The following is a 24,420-nucleotide window of genomic DNA, read 5'->3' on the forward strand; positions in this document are numbered from 1 at the left end:
TTACTAGAGAGAACAATAAAAATAGCAAACAAAGATACTTGTTTTTCATATTACCAAAATTTAAAATTAGGAATTGTTATTCTCGTTTCATACGACCTTAGTTATATCTTCTAAAATTTGCCAGCACTGGTAAAGTCCTCTGGGAACATGGAAACAACCTTTCCACTTTCCACCTTTCAGGGGCAATAACACCTCACCTCTTCTATTCAGATAACCATACCATTCCGGATATTCATTATCTTTGAAATGGCTCCATGTATATTCATGTACCTTTTCAAACCAATCGAGACATTGCTTATCTCCGGTCAGTTGATAACCTTTGAGCAATGAAATCAGAGTTTCAATATGAACCCACCACAATTTCTGATCCCATTCTAATTGTTGGGGTGGACATCCTTTACGATCCATGAAATAATAGATACCGCCAAATTCTTTGTCCCAACCATAATCAAGCATCGTCAAAGTTATATTCTTCGCCTTTTCAATCAAATCCGGACGGTTCAGACGTTTCCCAAGATCCATAATGAACCACATTGCCTCAATATCATGGCCCGGAGTAACCTGGCGTCCTTCGAAAGAATCGGAAAGTTCTCCATTTGCCAGAACATTCTCTACAATAATGCCTCCAAGTTCCGGACGATAAAAAACTTCCATAACTTCATGGATGCATACTTCCATCGTCTTTTCCAGACAACCCTTATCCAGCAAATGCTCTATTTCCATAGCCAAATTACATAGGATCATCGGCAAAGCAAAATTCTTCAACTCACGTGTACCCGGATAAAGTTTATTCCATTTTCCCTTAGGATTGTTGGTCTTCGATAGTACAATATCGAAAGTCTTCATCGCTATATCCGCATACTCTTGGTTTCCCGTAGCCAGGCTGAGTTGTCCAAATGCCATTACAGCAAAGGTATATGAGAAAATGTTATAAGGTTCCACCAAGGGACGTCCTGTACGATCAAGAGAAAAATACCAGTTATAATTTCCATCATGACCATATTTTTTCAGAAACTCACCTCCCTGAATAGCACAGTCCAACCATTCCTGGCGTTTCTCTACCTTATTATAAAGCATTGAAAACAACCATACTTCACGACCCTGTAACCAAATAAATTTGTCTGTGTCAAAAACATTCCCTTTCCGGTCCAGACAGGTAAAATACCCACCATGCTCGTGATCCTGGGAGTGCTCTAACCAGAAAGGAAGAACATTATCCAACAGTTCATCCTTATACTGATCCGCTAATTTCTTCAAATCCATAATTCCATTAATTTTTTAGATGAGAAACTGGAAACGTTTTTTATCCGGCATGCATATAAACCAGTTCCTCAATATATTTATACCTATTTATCTGTTGTATAAGTAATGACGTCTCTTACCCAAATATCTGCTCCTTTCACTGGATTAGTCCATTTGCAAGTCACTTTGTATTTTCCGTAAGGCTGTTCGTAATTAAAAAACAGCTCATGTTTGCGATGGTTATACTTCAACGGTAACTTGCAGATTTCTACTAGTTTATCATTAAAATAGACCTCTAATTCTGCAACATAATCTTCAGGAACATTATCACCCTTGAGTTCCCCTTTAATAACAGTTCCTATACCGTCGAACTCTACAGTCGGAAAGTTAGCAATCCAATTATCCACAGTCACCTTCTTATCAAGTTTTAAACCTTCAAAGCTGATTTCCAATTTTGCAGGAACTGGTTTCTGAAAGTTGATCTTAACTTCATTCTCACCAACTTTTCCACCTTCTCTTTCTATCATCTGCAAAGCCTGTCCATAACTCAACTCAGAACCTTTATTAAAGCTCACAGTATTATTGAAAGGCATATCTTCAACAATTGCTATTTCGACCTTATATTTCTCCGGAAGGCGATTATAACCAAGCATGGTCCCCAAAATGCCTCCGGAAGAAGCCGGATTACAATCGGAATCTTGTCCTGCACGTGTAGAAATATCAATTGTTTTTTCAAAGTCGCCCTGACCGTAAAGCAATCCCAAAATGATATAGGCCCCGTTTACATAGGTTTCAATATTAAAAGGTACTTCAACACCATCTGGGCAGGCAATATCATTAGTTCCCCATTTTTTCTCAATCTCTTCCCAGCACTTTTTCCAATCATCCGGATATTGCTTGTGCCAGTTTATAACATCAGTCATGCATGCATAGAAGCGACTTTGCTGGGGGATCGCTTTCAAACCTTCCGTCACGATGTATTCAATATCATCGCTTACATAAGCCAAAGAATACATGGCAGCTACGTATACTCCGCCATACCATCCATCACCGTAAGCCATGATATGTCCGATACGGTCACAAAAATCCACTGCACTATTCACCATACCCGGCGACATAATACCTGCAAAGTCAGCTTCAATCTGAAAATCCAAGCAATTGGCATGAGGATTGTTTTTCCAATATCCACTGGCATGGGGAGACAAACCTTGCAACAGGTTATAACGAGCCTGCTGGTTTGCATGACACAATGGATATTCTTTAGCTAAGAATGCTGCCGCAAAAGAATCGACAGGAGCATCCAATCCACACCTTTCAAAAGTCTCTACAAATGTCAGATCTACGTAAACATCATCATAAAGACCACCTCCACCATCAAACCATTTCTTAATTTCCCCATTTCCCCATGGCATAACCACAGAATCAGGAATTATGGTTGACAAATACTGAAACTCTGTTGCCCCCCCATAGGTACATCCTAAGATTTGTCCGGCCCAAGCTCCTTTTACCTTATCGAATAGCGTGTCTTTCGATAGGGTGAGGTTCAGGTTCTCCTTTTGAGAAGTACCGCACGAACACAATGCTGCTATAAGACAGCTACTCAATAAATAATTTCTAATCTTCATTATATATAATATTAAGGTCAATTTTTATTTTTTCATCCAATGGCGTTCAATCTCTTCCAAAGACTTTCCTGTGGTCTCGGGAACAAGTTTCCAAACAATCAGCATATAGGGTACACACATGATTGCGAACAGAATGAATGTTCCGGCGGGGGTAAGATTCTGGAGCATCCAGGGGGTTAACTGTCCAATCAAGTATGTACCTATCCATAAAGCAAAGCCGGCAATAGACATGGCAAGCCCGCGTACCCGGGTCGGATACATTTCAGAAAGAAGCACAAATACCACAGCACATATAGACACGGCACAACAAAATACATAGAAAAGGAAAAATACTAAAAGGAAAATGCTGGAGATACCCCAGGACTCACCATAAATAAAGTAAGTTGCAATCAGTATTAAAGAAATTACCATACCTGATACGCCATAATAAACCAACTTTTTACGTCCTATTTTATCAATAATAACAAGAGCCAATACAGTAGTCAATGTATTCACCAATCCCACTAAAACCTGATAGAATAAAGAATCACCTCCGGATAAACCTGCATTTTCAAAAATAGAAGGTCCATAATATAAAACGGCATTCACACCCATAAACTGTCCCAACATAGCAATACATACACCGATAATAACAGCTTTCCTTATACCAGGTTGCAACAAGAGCTTCCATTCCGATTTAGACTCGGATGATAATACAGACTTAGTCTCTGTCAATTGAAATAAAGCTTCCTTAGAAGAGGTGTAAATTCTCTCAAAAATATTTGTAGCTTTTTCTTCTTTCCCTTTCAGTATCAGCCAGCGAGGACTCTCAGGTATGAAAAAGATTATAATGAAAAACATGATTGCAGGCAATGCTTCCATACCTAACATACCTCTCCACACCTCCGATACAAATACTAGGTTCCACCATCCTGTACCAGCATCCGGATTACTCATAGAATAGCCTAAAAGCTGGTAATTAACGAGATAAGCTCCTAAGAAACCGATTGTAACCGCCAATTGATACAGAGAAACCAAACGTCCGCGATATTGCGCTACAGCCACTTCTGAAATATAAAGTGGAGAAATGATAGAAACAACCCCTATCCCAACACCACCTATAATCCGATAGATAACCAGTTGATTAAAGTCTGCAGATACGGCACAACCAATAGCCGATGTAGAGAATAAAACAGCTGAAAGGATCATAGTAGATTTTCGCCCAAACCTATCACTCAAAATACCGGCAAAAAGCACCCCAACGATAGAACCGATCAATGCACATCCTACATACCATCCTTGTTGCAAAGCATCCAACCCGAACTGTTCTGTTACCTGCGCAATGGTACCGGAAATTACGGCAGTATCATATCCAAACAGAAAACCGCCCAAAGCCGCTACTACCGAAAGGAAAACTAAATAACCAAAATTAATTGTCGACTTCATATTTATTTTATATTAAAGTATTCTTTATATCTATCATACAAGTGTCCCGCCTGTAAGTAAGCTGATTGTGGACTCATAAAGTGAGAGAATTCAAAAGTTATGGCCTTATCATAGTCAGCCCGTTTTGCAGCTTCCAACTTCATCCGGAGTTTATCAAACTTTATCGGTAAGAAGTTGATTGGCATATCACGGTCAAATGTTTCTGCATTCGTCCAACATTTCATACCATATTTATCCGCCAGCTTTTTATTCACTGTAAAAAAAGCATCCAATTCATCATAGTCAATGTGCCCATCCTGAAAAGCACAAGCATCAACTACTTCGTGAATCCCATCAAAAATCTCATTCCACTCTCTTTCATGTTCCTGAACTGAAACTGCATCTTCTTTAGTTAACTTGTCAGTTCCCATCACAGCCTTTTTTCCGTCAATCCAAGGAGAAATAAAAGTAGGAAGACCTGCAGAGACATCCTTGCATTGTTTTCCCATTGCCCTGAAAGCATCAATAGCCCCTTTAGTCTTACGGCTGATCTCACCACTGATATACCACCCGCCAAAACTCTTGTATTTTTCACCGTATTGCTTCCAAACTTCATCAATAACGTATTTATTATCTTCAATCTCCCAAGATAAATCACCCGTATCCCAATACTTCCCAGAATCATACAAACCGAAATAAAATTTCATCTGATATTTCTCCGCCAAACGGAGATACATATCGACTAAGTCGAAAGATGGCATATAGCATCCTTTACCAAGCAAATATTTAGAAGGATAAGTAATAAACTTGCAATAACCGGAACGAATCATAATAACAGTATCAATCCCAATATTTTTCATGTGACGAAAATCCTGCTCCCACTCTCTTTCACTCCAATTCTGATGAGGAATATCATGAGAAATCTCATCTAAGAAGGTTCCTGTTATTTTCAATCCATTATTCTTAGGAATAATAAATTCATCAGTCTCACCACCGGGCGATGAAGAGAAAGATATCACTTCTTTCTCTTCAGTTGCCAGCAATCCAGGAGCTACTAAGGCGGAAGCTCCTGCCAGTGCGGCCTTTTTCAGAAAATCTCTGCGACTGCTTGTTTTCATAGCTTTCTTCTGTATAATATATATGTTAACCTATTGAATTCTAAGTTTAACCTTTATTATTATAGAGGTTATTATACTTATAACACAGTGCAAATATAGATATATTTATTAAATAAACAATAGATAATAAATAATTTTATTATTAAATTCTCATTATCCTATACATTTAATTAAATACAGTCATATTATTAATTGATAATAACGAGAAAAAAGAAAAGAAACGCTAACTAAAGACAAAAAAGAAATAAGAAAAAGGAGAGTTCAGCAATTATCAACTAGATAAAAAGAAGAAATAATATTCTTTTTCACACAGAAAGGTTGATGTTAATAAAATTATTAAGTATCTTTGTTGACAATAATGAAATTAACAAAGAGTATGTATCAGCAATTCCTAAAAGAAATAGAAATGGGGTCTAAAAACGCCCTTATAAAAAAAAGGATTATCACCTATTATATATATAATGGTAGTTCTACAATTCCTGATCTCTCTAAAGAGTTAGATCTGAGTATCCCTACTGTCACTAAATTAATAGGTGAAATGTTCGATGAAGGTTATATAAATGATTATGGGAAACTGGAAACAAGTGGAGGACGCCACCCGCATCTATACGGCTTGAATCCTCAATCCGGTTACTTTATTGGAGTAGATATAAAAAAATTCTCCATCAACATCGGATTAATCAATTTCAAAGGAGATATGGTAGATCTCAAAATGGATATTCCTTATAATTTTGAGAACTCTTTGGAAGGAATGAACGAGCTTTGTAGTCTTATTCTCAATTTCATCAAGAAACTTTCAATTGACACTGAAAAGATTCTTAATATCAATGTCAATGTATCAGGTCGGGTAAACCCAGAATCCGGATATAGTTTCAGCCAGTTCAATTTTGAGGAACGTCCTCTTGCAGATGTATTAAGTGAAAGACTAGGATATACTGTCACAATCGACAATGATACACGAGCAATGACCTACGGAGAATATATGCAAGGATGCGTTAAAGGAGAAAAGGATATTATTTTCGTAAATGTCAGCTGGGGATTAGGAATCGGAATTATTATAGATGGAAAAATCTACAAAGGAAAATCTGGATTCTCAGGAGAATTTGGGCATATCAGCACATTTGATAATGAAATCATCTGCCACTGTGGAAAGAAAGGCTGTCTGGAAACAGAAGCTTCCGGCTCAGCATTACACCGTACTCTGCTGGAACGAATAAAGAAAGGAGAAAATTCTATTTTATCCGAACGGATTAATATGGAAAACCCATTGACATTAGATGAGATTATAGCAGCAGTAAACAAAGAAGATGTGCTATGCATTGAAATTGTTGAAGAAATCGGGCAAAAATTAGGTAAACAAATTGCCGGTCTTATAAATATCTTTAATCCCGAGTTAGTAATAATCGGGGGAACATTATCTCTAACCGGAGACTACATTACGCAACCTATAAAAACATCAGTACGAAAATACTCCTTAAACCTCGTGAATAAAGACTCAGTTATCACAACATCCAAGTTAAAAGATAAAGCCGGCATTGTAGGTGCATGCATGCTGGCACGAAGCCGAATGTTTGAAGGTGCTAATTAGACCTCCAACATTCGTTTCATAAACACAGCCGCACCTTCCAAGTCGGAGGGTGCAGGCGCCCATGGCGCAATATCTTCGGGAGGAAGTGGTTTATAAGGGCCACTTTTGATTTCAAAAATCACAGTGCCTGGCTCTAAAGCAATAATACTATGCCAAGTAGCGGAAGAAATCTCCACCCCATAAACTCCAACCGATGGATTTAGGTTAACTTTTTCTATGACATTACCTAAATCATCATAAAAGAAAGTCAACAGACTTCCACGTAATACTACATAAGTCTCCTCTTTATCAGTGTGACGATGAGGAGGAAGATACGTTCCCGGCTCTAATGCATTAAGCAAGCGATGAATAGGTGCATCCAATGATTCATGAAAATTATAATTCATACGCAAACGAGAATTCTCTCGTGCTTCATGGGACACACTATCCAACAGTTCTTCTGAAATCAACTTCATCATTACTTCAATAATTGGGCAAACTTTCCTGGAAGGTTTGCCTTATCAGATACTATGGTAAGCTCTTTGCCATCAGTATTCACTAAAAATGCCGCTTTTTGAGAAGCTACAACAGGGGTCATATCCTTAAGATCTCCCTCTACAAAAACACAACCGGAGAAAAAAGGAACAATAATTTCCTTTGCCTTTCCATTCCAGTTCACATAAATTGTTTGCATAGGACAATAAGTCTTATATCCGGCAACAGTAAGGTGTTGCATCAATTTACGTTCCAATCTTGGCGCTGTGTACAATACATACCAGCTACGCGAATTTTCATCCATCATCATATCGTTGTTTGCTTTTTCCATCCTTTTAATAAATCCTTTATAAACAATATCCATCCAACACTACCGACACCAGCCAAAAATACGAAACCTATCAGAATCATGGGCTTGCTAGGCTTAGACGGACGCAAAGGAACCGTCGCTGGCTGAACAACAGTATATACCGGAGTAATTTCTTGTACTTTAGCTTTTGCCATCTGTAACTGTTGGGCTACTTGAGTATATACATTATATGCTAAACTCATCTCATTCTGCAAACGCTCCTGCTCAGCACGGTAACTTAACAAAATAATATTTTGATTGGCATCTACAAAAGATGCATACTTACTTTGGGCATCCGTATAATTAGCTTTTGCTTCTGTATATAATTTCTCGGTAAAAGCCAAATCATGACGAGCTTTATTAGTCCGATATTCAGTTATATAATTCTGAAGACGGTGCATTACTGTATCGGTTAATGAAGCAGAAATTAAAGGATCCTGCATTGTTACCGTCAAGGTAGTAACACCTGTCTTCTTATCAACAGAGACAGCAATACGTTTACTTAGCGCTTCGGCAATGTCTGCTTCGTCTTTTGTTAATCTAAAAGGATCCAGTGTGCCAGTTCCTTCTACTTCATCATCCTTAAATAAAGAGATGGTCCAACCCAAAACTTTAAAAGGAGCAGAAATAATAGCGCCCCACCAAGGAGCACGCTGATGTTCGTCCAAGTAAACATACAGCGTAGTATCTACCTTTTCTTTATCATCTTTGACCCTTACATCAAACAACTCAGTCAGAAACGGAGTAGAACTTACGATATCCGGATAAAGATCCGGATAAAGAGCATCCTCTCCAACAGAAGAACCCATATTGATTCCAGCCATAGCAGCCAAAGCCCCCATGCTACCTCCTGAAGTTTTCCCAGTGCTTTCTGGGGCTAACGTTACGCTAGTGGAATATTCTCTGGGAATGCTAAATGCAACAATCAATCCTACTAACGCAGCATATCCACACGCTTTAAAAACCAATTTTCGCTCTGCCCAAACTTTCTTGGCAAGTTCAATCAAGTCTATTTCCTGTTCCTCTGGTTGTTGAGGAAGTGTATTCAGTTTGTTTTCTTCACCCATAATCCAAATTACTTAAAAGCGTTAGCCATAGTTGCTACCATTGCTGCAATTGTAGCAGTTGTACTACTAATACCCAAAATTTCAGCCATCGCCATATGTTTCTTTTCAGCCTTGCTGGGAACAATAATTTCACATCCCGGTTCTATAGCACTGGCATTTCTTGCCTTCAGACGAGATACCGTACCATTCATGTAAACTACATAAACTTTCTTCTTCTTTGCCATATTGCCATACCCCCCCGCTTGATTAATGTAGAATTTCAGATTCTTTCCCTTCTGATACACTACGGTATTAGGATACATGACCGAACCACTGATTTTTACAGTATTCACATATTCCGGAATATACAGTACATCTCCCTCACGCAAAACCAAATCAAAATCAGACTTTGGATTAGCTAAAGCTTTCTCCAGATCAATACCTACAGTATAGGTCTCTGACAGATTTAATTTCTGTATAGATATGGAATCCTTACCCTCACCATTCTGAGCCATACGGATAGCGTCATTCTGACGACGCCTTTCCTCATCGGACAATTTACGGATTAACCGAGCTCCTTTTACATAAGCATCCGGAGTTACACCACCAGCCTTGCTAACCAAGTCAGACAAACGCTCATTCTTTTTCAATAGAGAATAACTACCAGAGAAAAGTACTTCACCCGCAACAACCACATTCTGTTGTTTGCGATAAGCAGGGCTTTTACGAATATAAACAGCATCAAAAGGTTCTAAATAGAAGTTTTCAGCATTTCCTCCAACAATAAAACCATCTTTTATATCAAAAGTAAATGTTTTGCCCAAAACACTACTGAATGAAGTGCTCTTAGGATCTTTAATACGACGAGTTACTTCAACTCTTGTTGTTGCAGCTTCTTCTAACAAACCACCCGCCTGAACAAGTAAATCTTCAATAGTCATATTCTTAGAAAAAAGGAAAGTACCCGGATTAGCAACTTCACCATAAATTGCAACCGTTTCTTCTTCTTTCAAATCAGTAATACTTGGAATATACAGGATATCATTTTTCTGCAAAGGAATATCAGCAATCGTCCCGTTTAATAATCCTCCTAAATCAATAGCAATGATTTCATGAGACAAGTCTTCATGCTCTCTGTCTATAATTACTCTATTCAGGAAAGCATCTCCACGCAATCCTTCAGCTTTCTTTATTAACTGCTTCACCGTATTCACTGTACCGTCTAGTTGATATAAACCGGCACGATAAACAGCACCACGAACTTCTACGCGATTTTCGAAACGATCCAGTACAGCATCTATTGTAATCATATCTCCATCATCCAAACGGAAAACAGAATAATCCATTTCATCTACATTAAAGACCTGATGTTCACGTCCGCTCTTACGCACAAGGCGAATGGCTTTTTTATAAGCATCACCAGTAAAACCACCTGCATAATTTAATATGGTAGCAACAGTCTCTGTAGGTTTCATCTCATAAAACATCGGCCTTTTAACTTTACCCACAATCTCAACCAAAGACTGATAAGGATCTACAATGATAACGTCACCTTCCTGAAGGCGTATATCATCCTTCATTTTACCTTTCATTATAAAGTCGTAAACATCCAGATCAGCAAAGGTTTTACCATCACGTACTACTTTAATACTACGTAAACTACCGATACGGTTCACACCACCAGCACGATATAAAGCATGAAATACAGTGGAAAATGCAGATAAGGTATAAGTTCCCGGTACAGAAACCTCCCCCATAATATTAATTTGTATCGTACGAATGTCACCCAATGTCAATTTTATCTCAGAGTTGGGCTCAGTTCCTGAAATTCCAGAATAGATTTTAGAAAACTCACGTTGCAAAAAAGAATTCGCCTCTTTTACAGTCATACCACTAAGATGAACGGGACCTAAACCACGGACTAAAATAGTCCCTTCCGGAGAAATCGTCTGACGAATTGTATTTTCCGAAGCCCCCCAGATATCTATAATTACCTCATCACCTGGGCCTAAACGGTAATTAACCGGAGTAGCCAAATTTGCACTCGGCTCAAAAGAAAGGTTTCTACTAGAAAATAAACTATGACCAAAAATATTGCTTCCCGGTGCTTCAGGAGTAGCTTTCGCATCACGTTTTAAATCAATTATTTCTTTCTGTTCTTCTAATTCTGCTTCTTCATAAGAAGTACCTCTAATAGCTTTCCCGTCTGTCATTAAAGAAGTACGTTCACGAAGTTGAGAGGGTTTGTTTTCCACTCCATCTGCAGCAGTACTATGCTCGGCATATTTTTTTTGTATACGAGCAACCTGTTCTTTGGTTACTCCTCTACGCAATAGCTCAGTAGTCATTTGCTTTTGCGATTTGCCAGTTCTCTGTGCTTCTTTCACATATTGAACCACCTGATCATCCGACATTTGCTGGGCCATAACACCCCCTACGAGGATGAAGATTGAAAAGAATAGTGCTATTAATCTACGCATAAGATATTTGATTAATCTTTAAAATTCCTACAGTTAAATATAAATCGGGCACAAAGGTAGCACATTATTTCAGAACGCCCATTTATTTTACATTGAAATTTCGGAAAAAGAATTAAAAACTCCATTCAGCCGTTCAGGCATCCACACAAGACTCAGAAAAATATGAGATTATTTTTTTCATTTTGTTAATTATTACCGCTGAATCCTGCATGCAATTATTTTCCGTTAAAGTATTAATCTGCTCGCAAATCATAGTATAATCAATGAAATATCCTTTGCTTTTCTTTATTTTTTCATAGCTGGTAGGCAGTGTATCTTCTACTGCATCATCTTCAAACACATAGATTTCACCATTCTCACCCAAATTCCCCGTTTCCAATATCAACTGACAAGCTTCCGATACAGTCATTAAACTGCGAGGGGCATCAGGATATACATCACTGAAGCGAACTACAAACAATTTAGTAAGACTATTTTCCTGCACTACTTTGCGAGATAATCCCTGTACATACATTTCAGCCAAACATTTACTATACCCCATAGCATGCACCGGACAGAAAGCATGATCAGTAGAAATTATCATACATTTTTTAATTTTGTATTTTACAGACAAATCCGCTACAGTTTTTGTTCCTAAAATATTCACCTGTATAGCTTCAGAAGCATAATCTTCAAGCATGGCAACGTGTTTATATGCTGCAGCATGAAAGACTAACTGCGGCATACACTCTCTGAAAATAGCCTCCATACGAGTATAATTTGTAACATCTGCTACTAAAACCCGTACTTCGAGATTTTTCCAATGGTCAGACAGTTCCAATTGAATATCGTACAAAGGAGATTCAGCCTGATCAACCAATATCAACTGATATGGATTTAGCGCCGCCAACTGACGAACGATTCCCTGCCCTACAGTACCAGCAGCACCGGTTATCAATATTCGATGTCCCTCAACATAAGCCGCTATCTTACGGATATCAACCTGAATTGGTTCACGACGAAGCCAATCTTCTATATGGATATCTTTTATAATTCCATCATCCAAACAATCGCTCAAGGGAGGCACTGTCATCACATGGATATCCTGAGCTAACATTTGCGCTACTATACCAGACTGTTCCAAATCCACCAATTTATCAGGTGAAGCAATAATCGTACGTACATTCTTCCTTTTTAAGTGTTCAAATAACATCTTATCATTAGCATATACCCTACATCCCATAGTGTGTTTGCCTATCATCCACGGCTCATCAGAAATAAAGCCACATACACGATAATGATTATTCCTACTTACACGCATAGATTTTGCTATATTCACTCCAGTTCCACGAAAGCCATAAATAAACACATTCACACAATGCCGAATATCAAAAGACAAAACTTCATGTAACATTTTCACCAAAATGCGCAGACATGCCATGAATATGAAGTTAAGAATATATGCTATAAAAATTATTCCACCGGGTAATGTTTCTCCCAAACCAAAAGTTGACCAGCAAAAATTTCCTACCCCCAGTACTCCATAGCTCAATGTAAGAGATATAAACACTCTATAGATATCCACAAACGAAGAAAAACGAATAACTCCAACATATGTATGAAAGACCGAAAAGAAACACAGATTACAAAACAAAGAGAAAAAAATCATCCATACATACAATGACATCTTATATACTATAGAAGACACCCCGAACTGAAGGATACATGCTAAAAGCATGGAAATCATTATCAAACAAATATCAATAGCCAATATAGTCCACTTGGAGGCAATACGGGATGAAAGATTCTTATAATATATCTTCAAATTCATATTTATTGTCAGATTTTAGGTTGACAGTAAGATTTGCAAAGATGTATTTTTTATATTGATAAAACAATTTTTTTAGAAAGAAAAATGACAGAGCAAATATAGAAAATCATTTTAAGAAAGATTTTTTCAAAAAAAAACCTTTTTCTTTTCGTAATTTCAAAGAAAGGTGTAATTTTGCACCCCGTAAATGAAAAGTCACTGCCGCTATAGCTCAGTTGGTAGAGCAACGCATTCGTAACGCGTAGGTCGCCAGTTCAAGTCTGGCTAGCGGCTCTCCTTTAAGACGCTGATTATAAATACATTAATCAGCGTTTTTCTTTTAAAAAAGTCTCACCTGAATAAAAAAAAGCACATTTCTGCAAATATATATGGCTAAAGTTGTATAGTAGGATTGTGTTTGATTATTCAGCTTATGGCAACAATCAGATTAACAGTTTTAAGTTCCATTAAGGAACAGGATGGCAGACTACCAATATTAGTCTGTATCTCACAAAAGAAAAAGCGGGCTTACATCAAAACGACTTTCCTATTGAATGATATTGCAGAATTCGAAAACGGAAAGGTCGCATATCGCAAAGATGCAAGTGTAATGAACAAACGATTAGAGTTTGTATTCTCACAATATAAAGAGAAATTTGACTCCATAGAAAACATTGAGTATCTCTCTGCTATGCAGATCAAACAAATAATTATTTCTAAAGAACGTCCATCCCATATTTCATTCTTAGAATATTGGAAAAAACGAGTTGGTGAATTCAAAGAAGAAGGAAGAGAAAGTTATGCAAGAATGAATGAGGAAACAATACGCATCTTTACTATTGCTGAAGGAGACGTACCTATTCCTGCCATTAATACCATAATGATTGAACACTTCAAAAAGTGGATGATGAGAAAAGGCTATGCAAATGGAAATATCGGATTAAGGCTTACCCATTTGAAAGCAAGAATCAACGAATTAATCAAAGCCGGCATTCTTAAACAAGATGTACATCCCTTTGCTTATACCAAAATCCCAACTGCCGAACCCAAGGAGTGCGATCTAACAATAGAGGAGTTTCAAAGAATACGAAATACCGAATTAGAAGGGAAGAGGATTAGTTTAGGAAAAGACATGCTTCTACTATCTTTCTATTTATGCGGAATAAATCTGAAAGACCTATTATCAGTAAATCTATCATCAGACATTCTTTCTTTCGAAAGAACTAAGACACTACATGCAAAGACAGGAAAAGCAAATATTACAATACCGATACATCCAGAAGCAAGAGCTATAATAAATAAGTATATTAATAAAAAAGGCATGCTGGATTTAGGGTATTCTTACACGTATTCTAATCTACAGAAGTATATAAACCTTTGCATGAGAGAGCTGAAAGACCGTTTAGGAATCAAGCAAACACTATGCTTCTATTCCGCTCGCAAAACTTTTGCTCAATTTGCATCAGAACTTGGCATACCAGACGGTGTGATAGACTACTGTCTAGGGCATTCGGACAAAAGCAAAGGAATTATTAGGTTCTATACAAAAGTCAAACAAAAGCAAGCTGAAATAGCAATCAATCGGGTGATCGATTACGTGAACAACCCCGAAAAATATAAAGACTACATCGAAATGAGAGCAGATATTATGATGATGAAAGGGTAATTGTGGTTCAGATACTATCCCCGTAGTTGGGTTACTATGGGGATTTCTCATTTTTTTTGTGTCAGGACTAAACTTTTTAAAAGCTCATTAGTAATAGCACATGAAGACCAAGCAAGAGATGTAGATGCGTGCTGATGAGCTTGGTATCAGAAGGCAGTCTTATGGCTGCCTTCTTCATTTAACCTAAAAAATACAAATACAGGCAACTATATACAATATTTATTTGCTTATTTGCCACGATGAAAGAACATAGAAACACATAAGATTGACATTTCCTCAAGTCTGCCACTACACTATGCAGATGAAGGGATTCGAGCTGGATTTCCAAGTCCTGCCCAAGACTACATGGAGCACATTGACTTGAACAAAAAGATTGTCAAGACATTCCAAACAGTTTATATGAGCATGTTACAAGATTCTGTATGAGTTCCAACTCACAATTTAATGACTATTTCCTTAATACGACAAGCCATCAAATAATCCTCCAATAAATTTTTGCCCTTTGGGCATATTAGATGTCACAACTGTTTTTGCATCTGATCCACGTAAATAAGCCGTACCTTGATGAGTAAAATAATGCTTCGAATCGTGTGGATCATAATTCAAATTAGGTCTTATTTTCCCATCCGTATCTTTAACAATCACTGCAGATGAACCGACAAATTCATCCATCCCCATACCACTATCTATTATTATATTAGGTCCCTTATTGCCTTTGACTGTAAAAGTTCCCAATTTTTCTGCATCTACAGCATTATCAGATAATCTCCGTAACTCAGATGCAAACATATTAACAAAAGATTCTCCCTCTATATCAGAACCAGTAGAACAGCCATTCAAATATATTTCTCCCATATAACCTGCAGGAAGCCATTTACCCCTAAAAATATTTGTAGCTAAAGTTAGAGGAGTTTGGTTAGCAAACATTGGCAGACGTCCTTGAAGTGTAATACCATGAGATACAATCATAAACAACTCGTTTTGTCCAACTTTTCGATGAAGGTGAGGCCTATTACCTACACTCATAAAATATTCTGGAGTCATGGTTACATTTAAGTGGCCACCTTCAGTATTATGTTTTTTAGTCTTCATCTTTCGCGCATGTGCAAGTGCAGCACCATTATTAACAATGGCCTTATCTAGGCAATTTTCAATAGGCAAAGTAAATACACCCTGAATTATATTACTTCCCAATATCATTGAATTTAGATTAGTTACTCCCCTATTATCTACAATTTTTTTCAACTGCCTACTTCCTGCCTCACTATTAGCAATTGCTCTACTCAATTGATTCCTCTGTTCTCTACTATATTCTGCCATGATATATTATTTTTATATTACTGTGTAAAAATAGAAAATAACTAAACATGTTATCACTTAAAAGATATGTTAGATAACATAGGAAGGGACAACTATTCAGCCGTCCCTTCTACAAATTCCTTCAGCCTGTACAGTCGCGTAATGGCCGGATTGTAAAACCCATCCGGGTAATGCTGTTTAATGTCGTTGATATTGGCTCTAACATAAATACTGGTATCAGTAATATGTTCAGCTTCACTTAATACTACTTCTTTAGGAAGTTGAGCAGTCTCAGCCCATTGTATAATAGCCTTCACACTATCTTCGTCATAATTGTATGCCATAATGTTTTTGCTGCAAAGATAGATGATATCAGAGAGAAGGCAAAGAAAAAGCCCCGACAGAAGCCAGGGCAATAATAAAAAATATGTAACATCGCTATTGCTTAGGATTTTCAGTATAAGTTCGCAGATATGCAGCCCCCAATTGGTTTTCAACAATTTTAACAACTATCGTCTTATCGAAAAAAATCATATAACAATGATGTAGGCTTAATATCAAATCTTGTAATTTTTGATCTCTTTCCATGTCAATGATATTCAATCCCACTTCCCTGCATTTTTCTTTTGAAATATGCCTATCATGTGATTTACTTTCATTATGTTCTACAAATAGTTTTATTATCTGTTGTACATTTTTTAATTCGATATTAGGGTTATTCGTAATCCATGTATTTGCTAATGCCTTAGACCAATCTATTGCGTTCTTACATGAAATAAGAAAGGTTGGTGTGTATTTAGATATGAGTACTTGCCATAGCCCCAAAGATGAAGGATTATCTAAAACTTCCTGTTTGGCTGTCTCAAATTCCTCCAATGCTTCTTGACAAGAAATACCGCGGTTTTGAGGATCAACTGGACCTAAATTGGAATGCTTACCCATCATAATGGAAGAACACGACAAAGCCATCATTGTACCAGCAGACATCGCTATCTGGGGTACAATAGCTCTTATATCACCATCAAATATTGAATGCAAATAATCAACAATGCTTTCTGTTGCCGCAATACCACCTCCAGGGGTGTGTAAAATCAAATCTAACCCCTTAGATTTGTCCATCTTATAAATAGCCTGCATAAATGCATTTTTATCAGAATCATTAATGTCAATATCAGGAGCTTGTGGCTTTGTCAACCAAGATGAGTAATAGGTAATAACATTCCTACCTGTATATGTATGGATAGAATTTAAAAGAGTAGTTCTCTTTTGATTCAGGAAAGATATTGGATCTGCAGAAGCATTTGCTTCATTTAAGATTTCACTCCAACTGGCCATAATAATATTATTTAGTTAAAACAACAGAATTTCTTCCTGTCGTTACAGCTTCTCCAATTTTTTTTTCTTCATAAGCTGATAACTGCACATACTTCCCATGAGATAAAACAGGGCCTGTATTGAAAAGAAAAGAATTATTAAATCCACTCATAAGATTCTCATAATCACTTTCTATTTTGGATGGATGGCTAAACTTTGTATTATCTTGATTCATATATTTATAGATTAATAATGCCACAAATATAAAACAATTCATTGAAAGGAAAAACATTAACTCATCATTTTTTCGAAATTCTGATTGCCATACAATAGAATGACAATCAAGATTCCTTTATTTTCTATATATCAATAATCCAGCAACCAACAATACAAATGCAATGATTATCCCGAAAGCCCCCCATCTCTATCTTCATCGCCTGCCACTTGGTTAGCTTCTTTTCAACCTCTACAGGCACTTCTGCATACTCCTTCAATAACGTACTACCACTGAAAAAGGTTGTAGATAACGCCAATCCCCGCATACATTCCGCACGGATAACCGTAACCAGCCTGCAACCCTAATCCCCAACGTTTCTTCTTAGGCTTAATGGTGTGGTAAATATCATTTGTCACTGTCTGATACACAGTCTTTGGAAATACCATCAAACTATCTAACCTCGGCCGATATCCGCTCACCCATACTCGGTAAAGACTATCCTCGTAATAAGCCTGCTCACGATAAACTACCGTATCGCCGATACGCATAGTATCTGTTAACCGGAAAACCAACAGAGGCGCCATAGGTGGCGATATAAGCAATGTATCAACCTCTACAACAGTCTTTACCTTTGTCTCGGTACGTATTTCTGCCGGCAAAGGTTCGTGCGGACGGAACCAGGCAACCACACAAACCACTGCCAGCAATATAACTAATATCCAAGGCAACTTTTTCATAAGCTCAGATATTTAACGATACCATCAATATGTATCTGCGCAACCGTCTGTTTACCTTCCTGGGACAAAAGGTATTCTACATCTTCCTTGTTATCCTGAAAGAAATTCTCAGTGAGTACAGCCGGACAATTCGTGTCCCGGCAAATGGCAAGGTTCTGCTGCCAGTACAATTGGTTGGGCATTGGTTTACGGACGGGAACTGGAATACATTCGGCTATTTGTCCCAGGCATTCAGCTAACCTTTTACTATTACTTGAAGCGTTATTTGATACAAATACGCTCCATCCTTTTGCTTTCATCCAACTAGCACCGGAACCAGCCGCATTGCAATGGATAGAAACAAGTATAGCTTTTTTTCCTGTCTCTTTATAGATGTCATTCGCCCGCCTGCATCGCTCAGACAAAGGAACATCCGTATCTTCTTTTACGATACGTTCAGCATCAATATCTTTTTTACGTAAGCCGAAAATAACCATATCGGCAATTTCTCTTGTATAGGCCCACTCTCTCAATCTTCCGTCCGGTGAACGTTTGCCCGGAGTATTCTCACCGTGCCCATTGTCAACCAACACTCTCATTTCTCTTCCCCCTTACTTTTATTCATATATTCCACTACCGCCTGTGCTATCTCTGTTGGATCAGCCTTGTGCTTCGCTATCTCGGTAGCCAATGCAGCTACTTGTTTCATCTCTTTGCGTTCCTTCTCATCTGCTTTCTCATAGATGGATTTAACCTCTATGGCTGCCACTCCGAAAGCTCCCAGCAAAGTAATAAACGGGAAAATAGGTATATGGTAATCATAGTAATTATCCAGATACCAGACACCAGCCATCTGCATACAATCAACTACGACCAACGCAAGCAAAGCATTGTAATATCTCGCAACCTTATTCACTGTACGTTTCCATCCGTCGCTCGAAATCTTCTCACTACGTTGTTTGGCTTTTCTGATTCCAGCCCACAAATCGAAAGCTATAAAGAAAAGTGGCGTCAACAGGATACCGAAAAGCATCCAGGCTACAATAAATAATTCATCTATTCCTTTCATTCTACACTCTATTTTAAATATTAATACTACCTTTGCTATTGCATTGACCGTTAAGGTCTTAGTATTTTGTCGTTATCCCGCCCGGCCAGTGATGGTAGGACGGGATTTTAATTTATTACGATTTTGAATAATGCTTGGTCTGCTCGTTATTCTTGTAAAATGTCAAACCGTTAGAAGGAATCAAATAACAGGAATAATCATCAGAACCTACTTTTTGAGAACAAAAGATTGTTCCACTGTCTATTGAAGTTTCATTATATAACACATTATCTACATATCTACGCAGCCTAAGTCGTGGAAGATAATTAACAATACCATTCCATTCGCTTTCAAAAAAGCTCAAGCTCCCAACTTCTATACCGTCTTGAGTGTACATTTTGAGACTATTAGTAATCGGGTCTATTTCTATACGAGTACCATTCGAGGAAGTGGAAATCTTACCTACTATCTCTATTTCTCCATTTTCTTTAATTCTAAAAGAATCATTGGGGGACTTTATATTCTTGAAGACTCCACTTGTCGCATTTACCTCACCATTGAATTTATACTTCCTGTTTTCAGGATCAAGCTCAAAAATGACTTCATTATCCACCAAAGCGAAGATACCGGATCGTTCAACTCCATCAATTGTAATGCACTTATCCCCCTGGACTATGCCGGTCAAAATCGGTTCCTCGGCTGTTCCGGCATTCTTCCCCGTAAACAGCTTCGGAGATATCATATACTCGCTGCCTATCTGCACTTTATTGGTATCCCATCCTACAAGCCAATCAGGTACATTTGACATAACTTTGGAGATTGAACCCTCAGTGAGCAACACATAATCAGGAATTGACTTTTCATAGGTCTTCACCGCAATACTGTCATATGCCGATGATATGTCGAGGGATATATTTATAAAGTTAAGCGATTCTAAAGGTTGACTGGAAAGTACTTCAACACCTTCCTTTAAATAAGACACACGCCATCTGTCAGGAGCATAATCTTCCTTAGTACTTCCACTAATACGATACAACCTAGCTGTAATAGCATTTCCAGAAACAGGAACACTATGTATGTCACACGGGATATCATTAATCCGGATATTGTTCATATAGAATTCAATCTGCAATAGAACCGCATCCTTTCCGTCTGCACCTTTCAGGTTTTCCTTGACTTCAGGGGAAAGATTATCCCAGCCAAGGATCACATCTCCCATCGTGCACACATACTTTTTCTTGTCTGCATCCCATCGCCACGATATGGCACCCCCTGCAAGATAACCCGACTTGTCACGGTTGAATTGAGCGGAACCGTCACCAAATTCAGCTGATCCGTCAGGATGAATACAATAAACCGTATGTCCGCTGGAATCCGTACCCTTAATCATGCCGTTTTCGCAGTAAAATCCACGAGCACCATCTCCACCGGGAATATCACCGCCAAGACGGGTTTTAACTTTACCAGTCCAGTCCTTACTATCAATGTCGAACATGATATCAATAGCAGGCTGGCCACTCTCATCAGCGTGGATATAGATAGCCGACTGTCGGTTTTTGTCTACCGAATTACCAAACTGTACGATATCGTTCCCAACCTCTGGAGGATTGTTCACATTGCCCTCTTCATCCTTATCGAATTCTGACACCAAAACATGAATTACATCATCCACAACGGACGCAATCTCAACATGGTAGAATGTTTGTTTAGTTCCGGAGTAAGTCTGACATCGCATGAAGTCATGAGCGACAAAGCTCATGGTCTCATCCTCCAAGGTGACGAGGTATTCAGTGCCGTCTTCGGAGAGAGTAACAGTAGCGATCTTACCACATGCCTGAGATATACCCAGAGAACCGATTATCGCCCGCATCTTGCTTACCAGCATCTCGAACACGATAAACTGTTCACGCACCCGGATGGAATCAATTTCAAGCATCCATTTGCCCTTTACATACTCCCAGATTTTCCACCCGTAACCTACAAACCCGGACATGAAGTCTTCTACCGCTTCTGCCACCCATTCACCGGCCGCATTCATCACCTGCCTGCCCGTCTTCTTGGCGGAAGCAAGCATACCAACAACTTTCGCAGTGCTTAATATTGCCATTTTAATCTATTACGATAATTTTATTATTTCAATCAGATTTACTCCTGGCACATAATTCACGCCCAAGGTATTCCAGAGATATACATCCAATAGCCCATCGCTACCAACTGTTACATTGTCAATCTCGACAAATTGAGTCATGTTATTCAGTGGACTAAATGATATATTGGTCTCAACATTATTTGCAGAATAAAATATTGATGAGAACTGGTCTTCTTGAATAGCCGTGCTACAAGAGGGTAATATTCTGACTTTATATGTTCCCGCGGTAAATGCTTGGAATCTCAACATCGCCTTAATACCGGAAGCCACCCTGTCGCCACAATTATATCGACCGATATATTTTGCCGGATACGGCCCGCTATCGTCTACTGTCGGCTGGCGAACACCGGTATTTATCGTAGATATATCCACACCGTATTCACCGGGATAATCATTCTTGGCCTTTAAATAATTACCCACCTCATTTCCGGAAGTATCCTTCAACAGATTAGTCGTATAACTTGCTCCTTGAACAATCGACATATTATTTATGATCTCGCCATTGACCGTATCATAAGATATATTATTGCCAAGTTGAGCGAATGAAACGATAGTCTTTCCAGCAGTACCGCTGCCGCCTTCTTTCTGGAAGTTGCAAGTTATTGTTTTATTACTCTGCACATTATTAACGGTCGCTGTCCCGGTATTAGTCCCTACACCGGTACTCGTATCCGCGCCACTCCAACTACCGATAACATAGCCATCATTAGCCTGCGCGTTAACGCTTGCCTGTCCTCCCTCGGCAACATCTTGAACGGCAGGCGTCACAGTACCGTATGTAGTGTTATTCGCCTTTCCCGTTACTGTATAAGATACGGCCGGACGTTCGGAATATAAGATAGATGAAGACTTGATTTCAGACTCGCCAAAACTGTTTTTAACCTGCACGTATACAGTCTTGGATGCATAACCGGATGAAAGTTGATAAGAAAAAATTTTCGATGTGCCGACAATCCAGCTTGCACCGGATAAGTCGGCAGTCTCACCAACTTTATAATGAGTAAGTCCGCCAGGCATATTGAGAGTTATAGAAACCAATTGGTTGTAAGTCACCGTTACGCCATCATTGATTGATATCGAATTGAGCACCGGAGCGGCCTCATTAACTGATAATCTTGCAGCAAATGGAGCCTTCAAAGTATCCTTCAACTGATTCACGAAATAGTAGGCATCCGTTTTATCTTCCTCTGACAATGTACTTTCAAATTTAACCGTATACTTCTCGGCACATTCCAGGAGCAACTCGTTGAAATTCACATTTACAAGCATTCCTGAACCATGAGCCGCATAGCTATATCCGAATATCTTGTCGGAAACCGTTAATGCATCCACAGAGGTTATTCCGGATACAAGGAATGACAAGTCCTTAAAATAATAGTTCTTAGAAAATGGAACCAATATCTTCCATGTGACAGTATTATTGCTTACTATCTTCTTAATGACTGAGTTTAACCGCATCTGTATATACTCGTATATCTCATCCCAGGAAGCAACCCAAAGGCTATCGTCACCACCTTTCCCGTATAGTGAATAGATAGTTTCTAATAACTCTATTCGGGAAAGGTCTACGCGGTGTGTCGTTATACCCACCCAGTAGGGGTTATCGCTTGTATGTTGTTCAGCCAGTTCTTCCAGCTTTACATCATTAACGGAAGAATTGGTTCCGCCGTAAGTCCTTTTTTTGTATAATGAACCAGTTGATTTCAGATATATCTTTTCCAGATGATGTAATGAGCTACGGTAGAAGTCAACCAATGGAGACTCATCCGCCGCAGTAACATAAGCGGTATTACCGTCAGGGAGTCCCATTACTTTCATTCGACGATTCAGTTTATCCAAAACCTTATCATAATCGGCTTTAAACCCTTTTACAATATCTGCCGGATTAGTCTTGTCATATATACGCTCATCAACATTGTGGTAAAGCATAGAAACACCCCAGTCTTTCATTAAGTCAAGTTCAGGCCAAGTTATATATATGCTATTTTTATTTGTCCCATCTCCTATAAGACCGTTAGGATTATATTCGTTTCCCAAAGTTGGCCATAATGCAACGCTAAAACCGAAACGGCGATCATTGCCGCAGCCATCAGTATACACCAACGGATATTCTGGTGTATAACCGGTTGTCGGTGTGTTGCCAAGATGGAAAAACTCGCTGTCATCAATCCATTTTTGATTGATACGACGCCAAATTCGTGCATAAGCTCCCTCTACAGAGTCATCGGCCGTATAGGTAAATGCAAAATGCTTGTCATATTTAAGAGGTGCAAAACTCAAGTTCACAGAATCCGCACTAACACCAGAAGGAAGAACAATACTAAATTCGATAATCTCTCCTGCAAGTTTAAGATATTCGAGGGTCAGCATCAAGGTTGAACCGGCCGGTATTGCAGATTTGCATATCACGGATAACTTTGTCTCAAAGTCTTCCGTCACATACATCTGTTTGACTTCAATCGCTCCCGGATAGAACTTACCGGCAGAATCTTTCACGGTTATGTTTTTCGCTGTCAAATACATATTATTTCCCAGCGGTGAGTCACTTACAATATATTCCTTTTCTTCTCCAACAGAGGTAGGAGGAACTATCAGTGACACTGAACAAGCATATATATCATGTTCAGTAACTCCAAATCTGTAAGAACCAACTTTGCTTTCCACGTCAGATATAAGTATCCCACCTGACCCGCCTGCGGAGTTTTCAAGATTATCAACACGCGTCAAGAGCTGAGACAGATTTTGCTTGTCTTGAGTTGTATAGTCATTCGTTGACAGCCCTTTGCCTGATACAGCGTCCACTTTGCTGTTAACAGCGGAAACCACCTGATTAAACTCATCCGCTGACAATGTATCACCGGTATTTTTTATAGGTATATTCAAATTTGCCATATCA

Annotated in this window: 20 protein-coding genes, 1 tRNA gene and 1 pseudogene; 4 read left to right on the top strand and 18 right to left on the bottom strand. The window is 38.5% G+C overall.

Annotation, left to right across the window (positions count from 1 at the left end; genetic code table 11):
• Window positions 1-87 precede the first annotated feature (87 nt).
• From VYM24_RS21165 to VYM24_RS21180, 4 genes are all read right to left on the bottom strand, one after another.
• Window positions 88-1,263 (bottom strand): n-acyl-d-glucosamine 2-epimerase, encoded by a 1,176-nt coding sequence (locus tag VYM24_RS21165; protein WP_291552884.1) that lies wholly within the window; start codon window positions 1,261-1,263, stop codon window positions 88-90.
• A gap of 83 nt (window positions 1,264-1,346) precedes the next feature.
• On the bottom strand, window positions 1,347-2,867 hold the full coding sequence (locus VYM24_RS21170; RefSeq protein ID WP_330940855.1) for an ADP-ribosylglycohydrolase family protein: 1,521 nt from the start codon (window positions 2,865-2,867) through the stop codon (window positions 1,347-1,349).
• A 24-nt stretch (window positions 2,868-2,891) separates the two neighbouring features.
• Window positions 2,892-4,292 (bottom strand): sugar porter family MFS transporter, encoded by a 1,401-nt coding sequence (locus VYM24_RS21175; RefSeq protein ID WP_291552888.1) that lies wholly within the window; start codon window positions 4,290-4,292, stop codon window positions 2,892-2,894.
• A gap of 2 nt (window positions 4,293-4,294) precedes the next feature.
• Window positions 4,295-5,389, bottom strand: coding sequence for a DUF4434 domain-containing protein (locus tag VYM24_RS21180; protein WP_330940856.1), 1,095 nt, complete (start codon window positions 5,387-5,389; stop codon window positions 4,295-4,297).
• A 376-nt stretch (window positions 5,390-5,765) separates the two neighbouring features.
• On the opposite strand from VYM24_RS21180, the gene VYM24_RS21185 reads away from it, so the two are divergent.
• Window positions 5,766-6,977 carry an ROK family transcriptional regulator gene (locus tag VYM24_RS21185; protein WP_291552892.1) on the top strand — a complete coding sequence of 404 codons (1,212 nt, stop codon included), beginning with the start codon at window positions 5,766-5,768 and terminating at the stop codon, window positions 6,975-6,977.
• Here the strand turns inward: VYM24_RS21185 and VYM24_RS21190 are convergent.
• The 5 genes from VYM24_RS21190 to VYM24_RS21210 all read right to left on the bottom strand — a co-directional run bounded on the left by VYM24_RS21190 (window position 6,974) and on the right by VYM24_RS21210 (window position 13,136).
• Complete coding sequence (locus VYM24_RS21190) at window positions 6,974-7,435, bottom strand: WbuC family cupin fold metalloprotein (protein ID WP_330940857.1); 462 nt, start codon at window positions 7,433-7,435, stop codon at window positions 6,974-6,976. The two genes, VYM24_RS21185 and VYM24_RS21190, sit on opposite strands and share 4 nt — an antisense overlap.
• Complete coding sequence (locus VYM24_RS21195; protein ID WP_291552896.1) at window positions 7,435-7,782, bottom strand: UpxY family transcription antiterminator; 348 nt, start codon at window positions 7,780-7,782, stop codon at window positions 7,435-7,437. The genes VYM24_RS21190 and VYM24_RS21195 overlap by 1 nt, the downstream gene beginning before the upstream one ends.
• The gene (locus tag VYM24_RS21200; protein WP_291552898.1) at window positions 7,758-8,867 is read right to left on the bottom strand and encodes a Wzz/FepE/Etk N-terminal domain-containing protein; all 1,110 of its coding nucleotides are present in this window, start codon (window positions 8,865-8,867) and stop codon (window positions 7,758-7,760) included. Before VYM24_RS21200 ends, VYM24_RS21195 begins: the two co-directional genes overlap by 25 nt.
• An 8-nt stretch (window positions 8,868-8,875) precedes the next feature.
• Entirely contained in the window at window positions 8,876-11,326 is a 2,451-nt protein-coding gene (locus tag VYM24_RS21205; RefSeq protein ID WP_291552901.1) for an SLBB domain-containing protein, read from the bottom strand.
• A gap of 133 nt (window positions 11,327-11,459) precedes the next feature.
• Entirely contained in the window at window positions 11,460-13,136 is a 1,677-nt protein-coding gene (locus tag VYM24_RS21210; RefSeq protein WP_330940858.1) for a polysaccharide biosynthesis protein, read from the bottom strand.
• Between the two features lie 200 nt (window positions 13,137-13,336).
• Here VYM24_RS21210 and VYM24_RS21215 point away from each other — a divergent pair.
• From VYM24_RS21215 to VYM24_RS21225, 3 genes and pseudogenes are all read left to right on the top strand, one after another.
• A tRNA-Thr gene (locus VYM24_RS21215) sits at window positions 13,337-13,409 on the top strand.
• Between the two features lie 139 nt (window positions 13,410-13,548).
• Complete coding sequence (locus VYM24_RS21220; RefSeq protein ID WP_330940859.1) at window positions 13,549-14,781, top strand: tyrosine-type recombinase/integrase; 1,233 nt, start codon at window positions 13,549-13,551, stop codon at window positions 14,779-14,781.
• A gap of 249 nt (window positions 14,782-15,030) precedes the next feature.
• A pseudogene (locus VYM24_RS21225) lies at window positions 15,031-15,162 on the top strand (peptidase S24); the annotation flags it as partial.
• A gap of 75 nt (window positions 15,163-15,237) precedes the next feature.
• Here the strand turns inward: VYM24_RS21225 and VYM24_RS21230 are convergent.
• The 9 genes from VYM24_RS21230 to VYM24_RS21270 all read right to left on the bottom strand — a co-directional run bounded on the left by VYM24_RS21230 (window position 15,238) and on the right by VYM24_RS21270 (window position 24,416).
• A complete protein-coding gene (locus VYM24_RS21230) occupies window positions 15,238-16,101 on the bottom strand; it encodes a hypothetical protein (protein WP_330940860.1) in 864 nt (287 codons plus the stop codon).
• 92 nt (window positions 16,102-16,193) lie between these two features.
• The gene (locus tag VYM24_RS21235; RefSeq protein ID WP_330940861.1) at window positions 16,194-16,424 is read right to left on the bottom strand and encodes a DUF6965 family protein; all 231 of its coding nucleotides are present in this window, start codon (window positions 16,422-16,424) and stop codon (window positions 16,194-16,196) included.
• Window positions 16,425-16,518: 94 nt separating this feature from the next.
• Window positions 16,519-17,415 (bottom strand): SDH family Clp fold serine proteinase, encoded by an 897-nt coding sequence (locus VYM24_RS21240; protein ID WP_330940862.1) that lies wholly within the window; start codon window positions 17,413-17,415, stop codon window positions 16,519-16,521.
• Between the two features lie 7 nt (window positions 17,416-17,422).
• Window positions 17,423-17,629 (bottom strand): hypothetical protein, encoded by a 207-nt coding sequence (locus tag VYM24_RS21245; RefSeq protein ID WP_330940863.1) that lies wholly within the window; start codon window positions 17,627-17,629, stop codon window positions 17,423-17,425.
• Between the two features lie 266 nt (window positions 17,630-17,895).
• Window positions 17,896-18,348, bottom strand: a complete 453-nt coding sequence (locus tag VYM24_RS21250; RefSeq protein ID WP_330940864.1) for a DUF6808 domain-containing protein — start codon at window positions 18,346-18,348, stop codon at window positions 17,896-17,898.
• Complete coding sequence (locus VYM24_RS21255; protein ID WP_330940865.1) at window positions 18,345-18,926, bottom strand: N-acetylmuramoyl-L-alanine amidase; 582 nt, start codon at window positions 18,924-18,926, stop codon at window positions 18,345-18,347. Before VYM24_RS21255 ends, VYM24_RS21250 begins: the two co-directional genes overlap by 4 nt.
• The gene (locus tag VYM24_RS21260) at window positions 18,923-19,396 is read right to left on the bottom strand and encodes a hypothetical protein (RefSeq protein ID WP_330940866.1); all 474 of its coding nucleotides are present in this window, start codon (window positions 19,394-19,396) and stop codon (window positions 18,923-18,925) included. Before VYM24_RS21260 ends, VYM24_RS21255 begins: the two co-directional genes overlap by 4 nt.
• A gap of 115 nt (window positions 19,397-19,511) precedes the next feature.
• Window positions 19,512-21,482 carry a hypothetical protein gene (locus VYM24_RS21265; RefSeq protein WP_330940729.1) on the bottom strand — a complete coding sequence of 657 codons (1,971 nt, stop codon included), beginning with the start codon at window positions 21,480-21,482 and terminating at the stop codon, window positions 19,512-19,514.
• Window positions 21,483-21,491: 9 nt separating this feature from the next.
• Window positions 21,492-24,416, bottom strand: coding sequence for an InlB B-repeat-containing protein (locus VYM24_RS21270; RefSeq protein WP_330940730.1), 2,925 nt, complete (start codon window positions 24,414-24,416; stop codon window positions 21,492-21,494).
• Between the last annotated feature and the right edge of the window lie 4 nt (window positions 24,417-24,420).

This window comes from Bacteroides sp. MSB163 (assembly GCF_036416795.1).
Taxonomy (GTDB): domain Bacteria; phylum Bacteroidota; class Bacteroidia; order Bacteroidales; family Bacteroidaceae; genus Bacteroides; species Bacteroides maternus.

Coding starts and splice junctions, on each gene's coding strand:
- VYM24_RS21165 (WP_291552884.1), bottom strand. CDS start 1,263: ATGGATTTGAAGAAATTAGCGGATCAGTATAAGGATGAACTGTTGGAT.
- VYM24_RS21170 (WP_330940855.1), bottom strand. CDS start 2,867: ATGAAGATTAGAAATTATTTATTGAGTAGCTGTCTTATAGCAGCATTG.
- VYM24_RS21175 (WP_291552888.1), bottom strand. CDS start 4,292: ATGAAGTCGACAATTAATTTTGGTTATTTAGTTTTCCTTTCGGTAGTA.
- VYM24_RS21180 (WP_330940856.1), bottom strand. CDS start 5,389: ATGAAAACAAGCAGTCGCAGAGATTTTCTGAAAAAGGCCGCACTGGCA.
- VYM24_RS21185 (WP_291552892.1), top strand. CDS start 5,766: ATGTATCAGCAATTCCTAAAAGAAATAGAAATGGGGTCTAAAAACGCC.
- VYM24_RS21190 (WP_330940857.1), bottom strand. CDS start 7,435: ATGATGAAGTTGATTTCAGAAGAACTGTTGGATAGTGTGTCCCATGAA.
- VYM24_RS21195 (WP_291552896.1), bottom strand. CDS start 7,782: ATGGAAAAAGCAAACAACGATATGATGATGGATGAAAATTCGCGTAGC.
- VYM24_RS21200 (WP_291552898.1), bottom strand. CDS start 8,867: ATGGGTGAAGAAAACAAACTGAATACACTTCCTCAACAACCAGAGGAA.
- VYM24_RS21205 (WP_291552901.1), bottom strand. CDS start 11,326: ATGCGTAGATTAATAGCACTATTCTTTTCAATCTTCATCCTCGTAGGG.
- VYM24_RS21210 (WP_330940858.1), bottom strand. CDS start 13,136: ATGAATTTGAAGATATATTATAAGAATCTTTCATCCCGTATTGCCTCC.
- VYM24_RS21220 (WP_330940859.1), top strand. CDS start 13,549: ATGGCAACAATCAGATTAACAGTTTTAAGTTCCATTAAGGAACAGGAT.
- VYM24_RS21230 (WP_330940860.1), bottom strand. CDS start 16,101: ATGGCAGAATATAGTAGAGAACAGAGGAATCAATTGAGTAGAGCAATT.
- VYM24_RS21235 (WP_330940861.1), bottom strand. CDS start 16,424: ATGGCATACAATTATGACGAAGATAGTGTGAAGGCTATTATACAATGG.
- VYM24_RS21240 (WP_330940862.1), bottom strand. CDS start 17,415: ATGGCCAGTTGGAGTGAAATCTTAAATGAAGCAAATGCTTCTGCAGAT.
- VYM24_RS21245 (WP_330940863.1), bottom strand. CDS start 17,629: ATGAATCAAGATAATACAAAGTTTAGCCATCCATCCAAAATAGAAAGT.
- VYM24_RS21250 (WP_330940864.1), bottom strand. CDS start 18,348: ATGAAAAAGTTGCCTTGGATATTAGTTATATTGCTGGCAGTGGTTTGT.
- VYM24_RS21255 (WP_330940865.1), bottom strand. CDS start 18,926: ATGAGAGTGTTGGTTGACAATGGGCACGGTGAGAATACTCCGGGCAAA.
- VYM24_RS21260 (WP_330940866.1), bottom strand. CDS start 19,396: ATGAAAGGAATAGATGAATTATTTATTGTAGCCTGGATGCTTTTCGGT.
- VYM24_RS21265 (WP_330940729.1), bottom strand. CDS start 21,482: ATGGCAATATTAAGCACTGCGAAAGTTGTTGGTATGCTTGCTTCCGCC.
- VYM24_RS21270 (WP_330940730.1), bottom strand. CDS start 24,416: ATGGCAAATTTGAATATACCTATAAAAAATACCGGTGATACATTGTCA.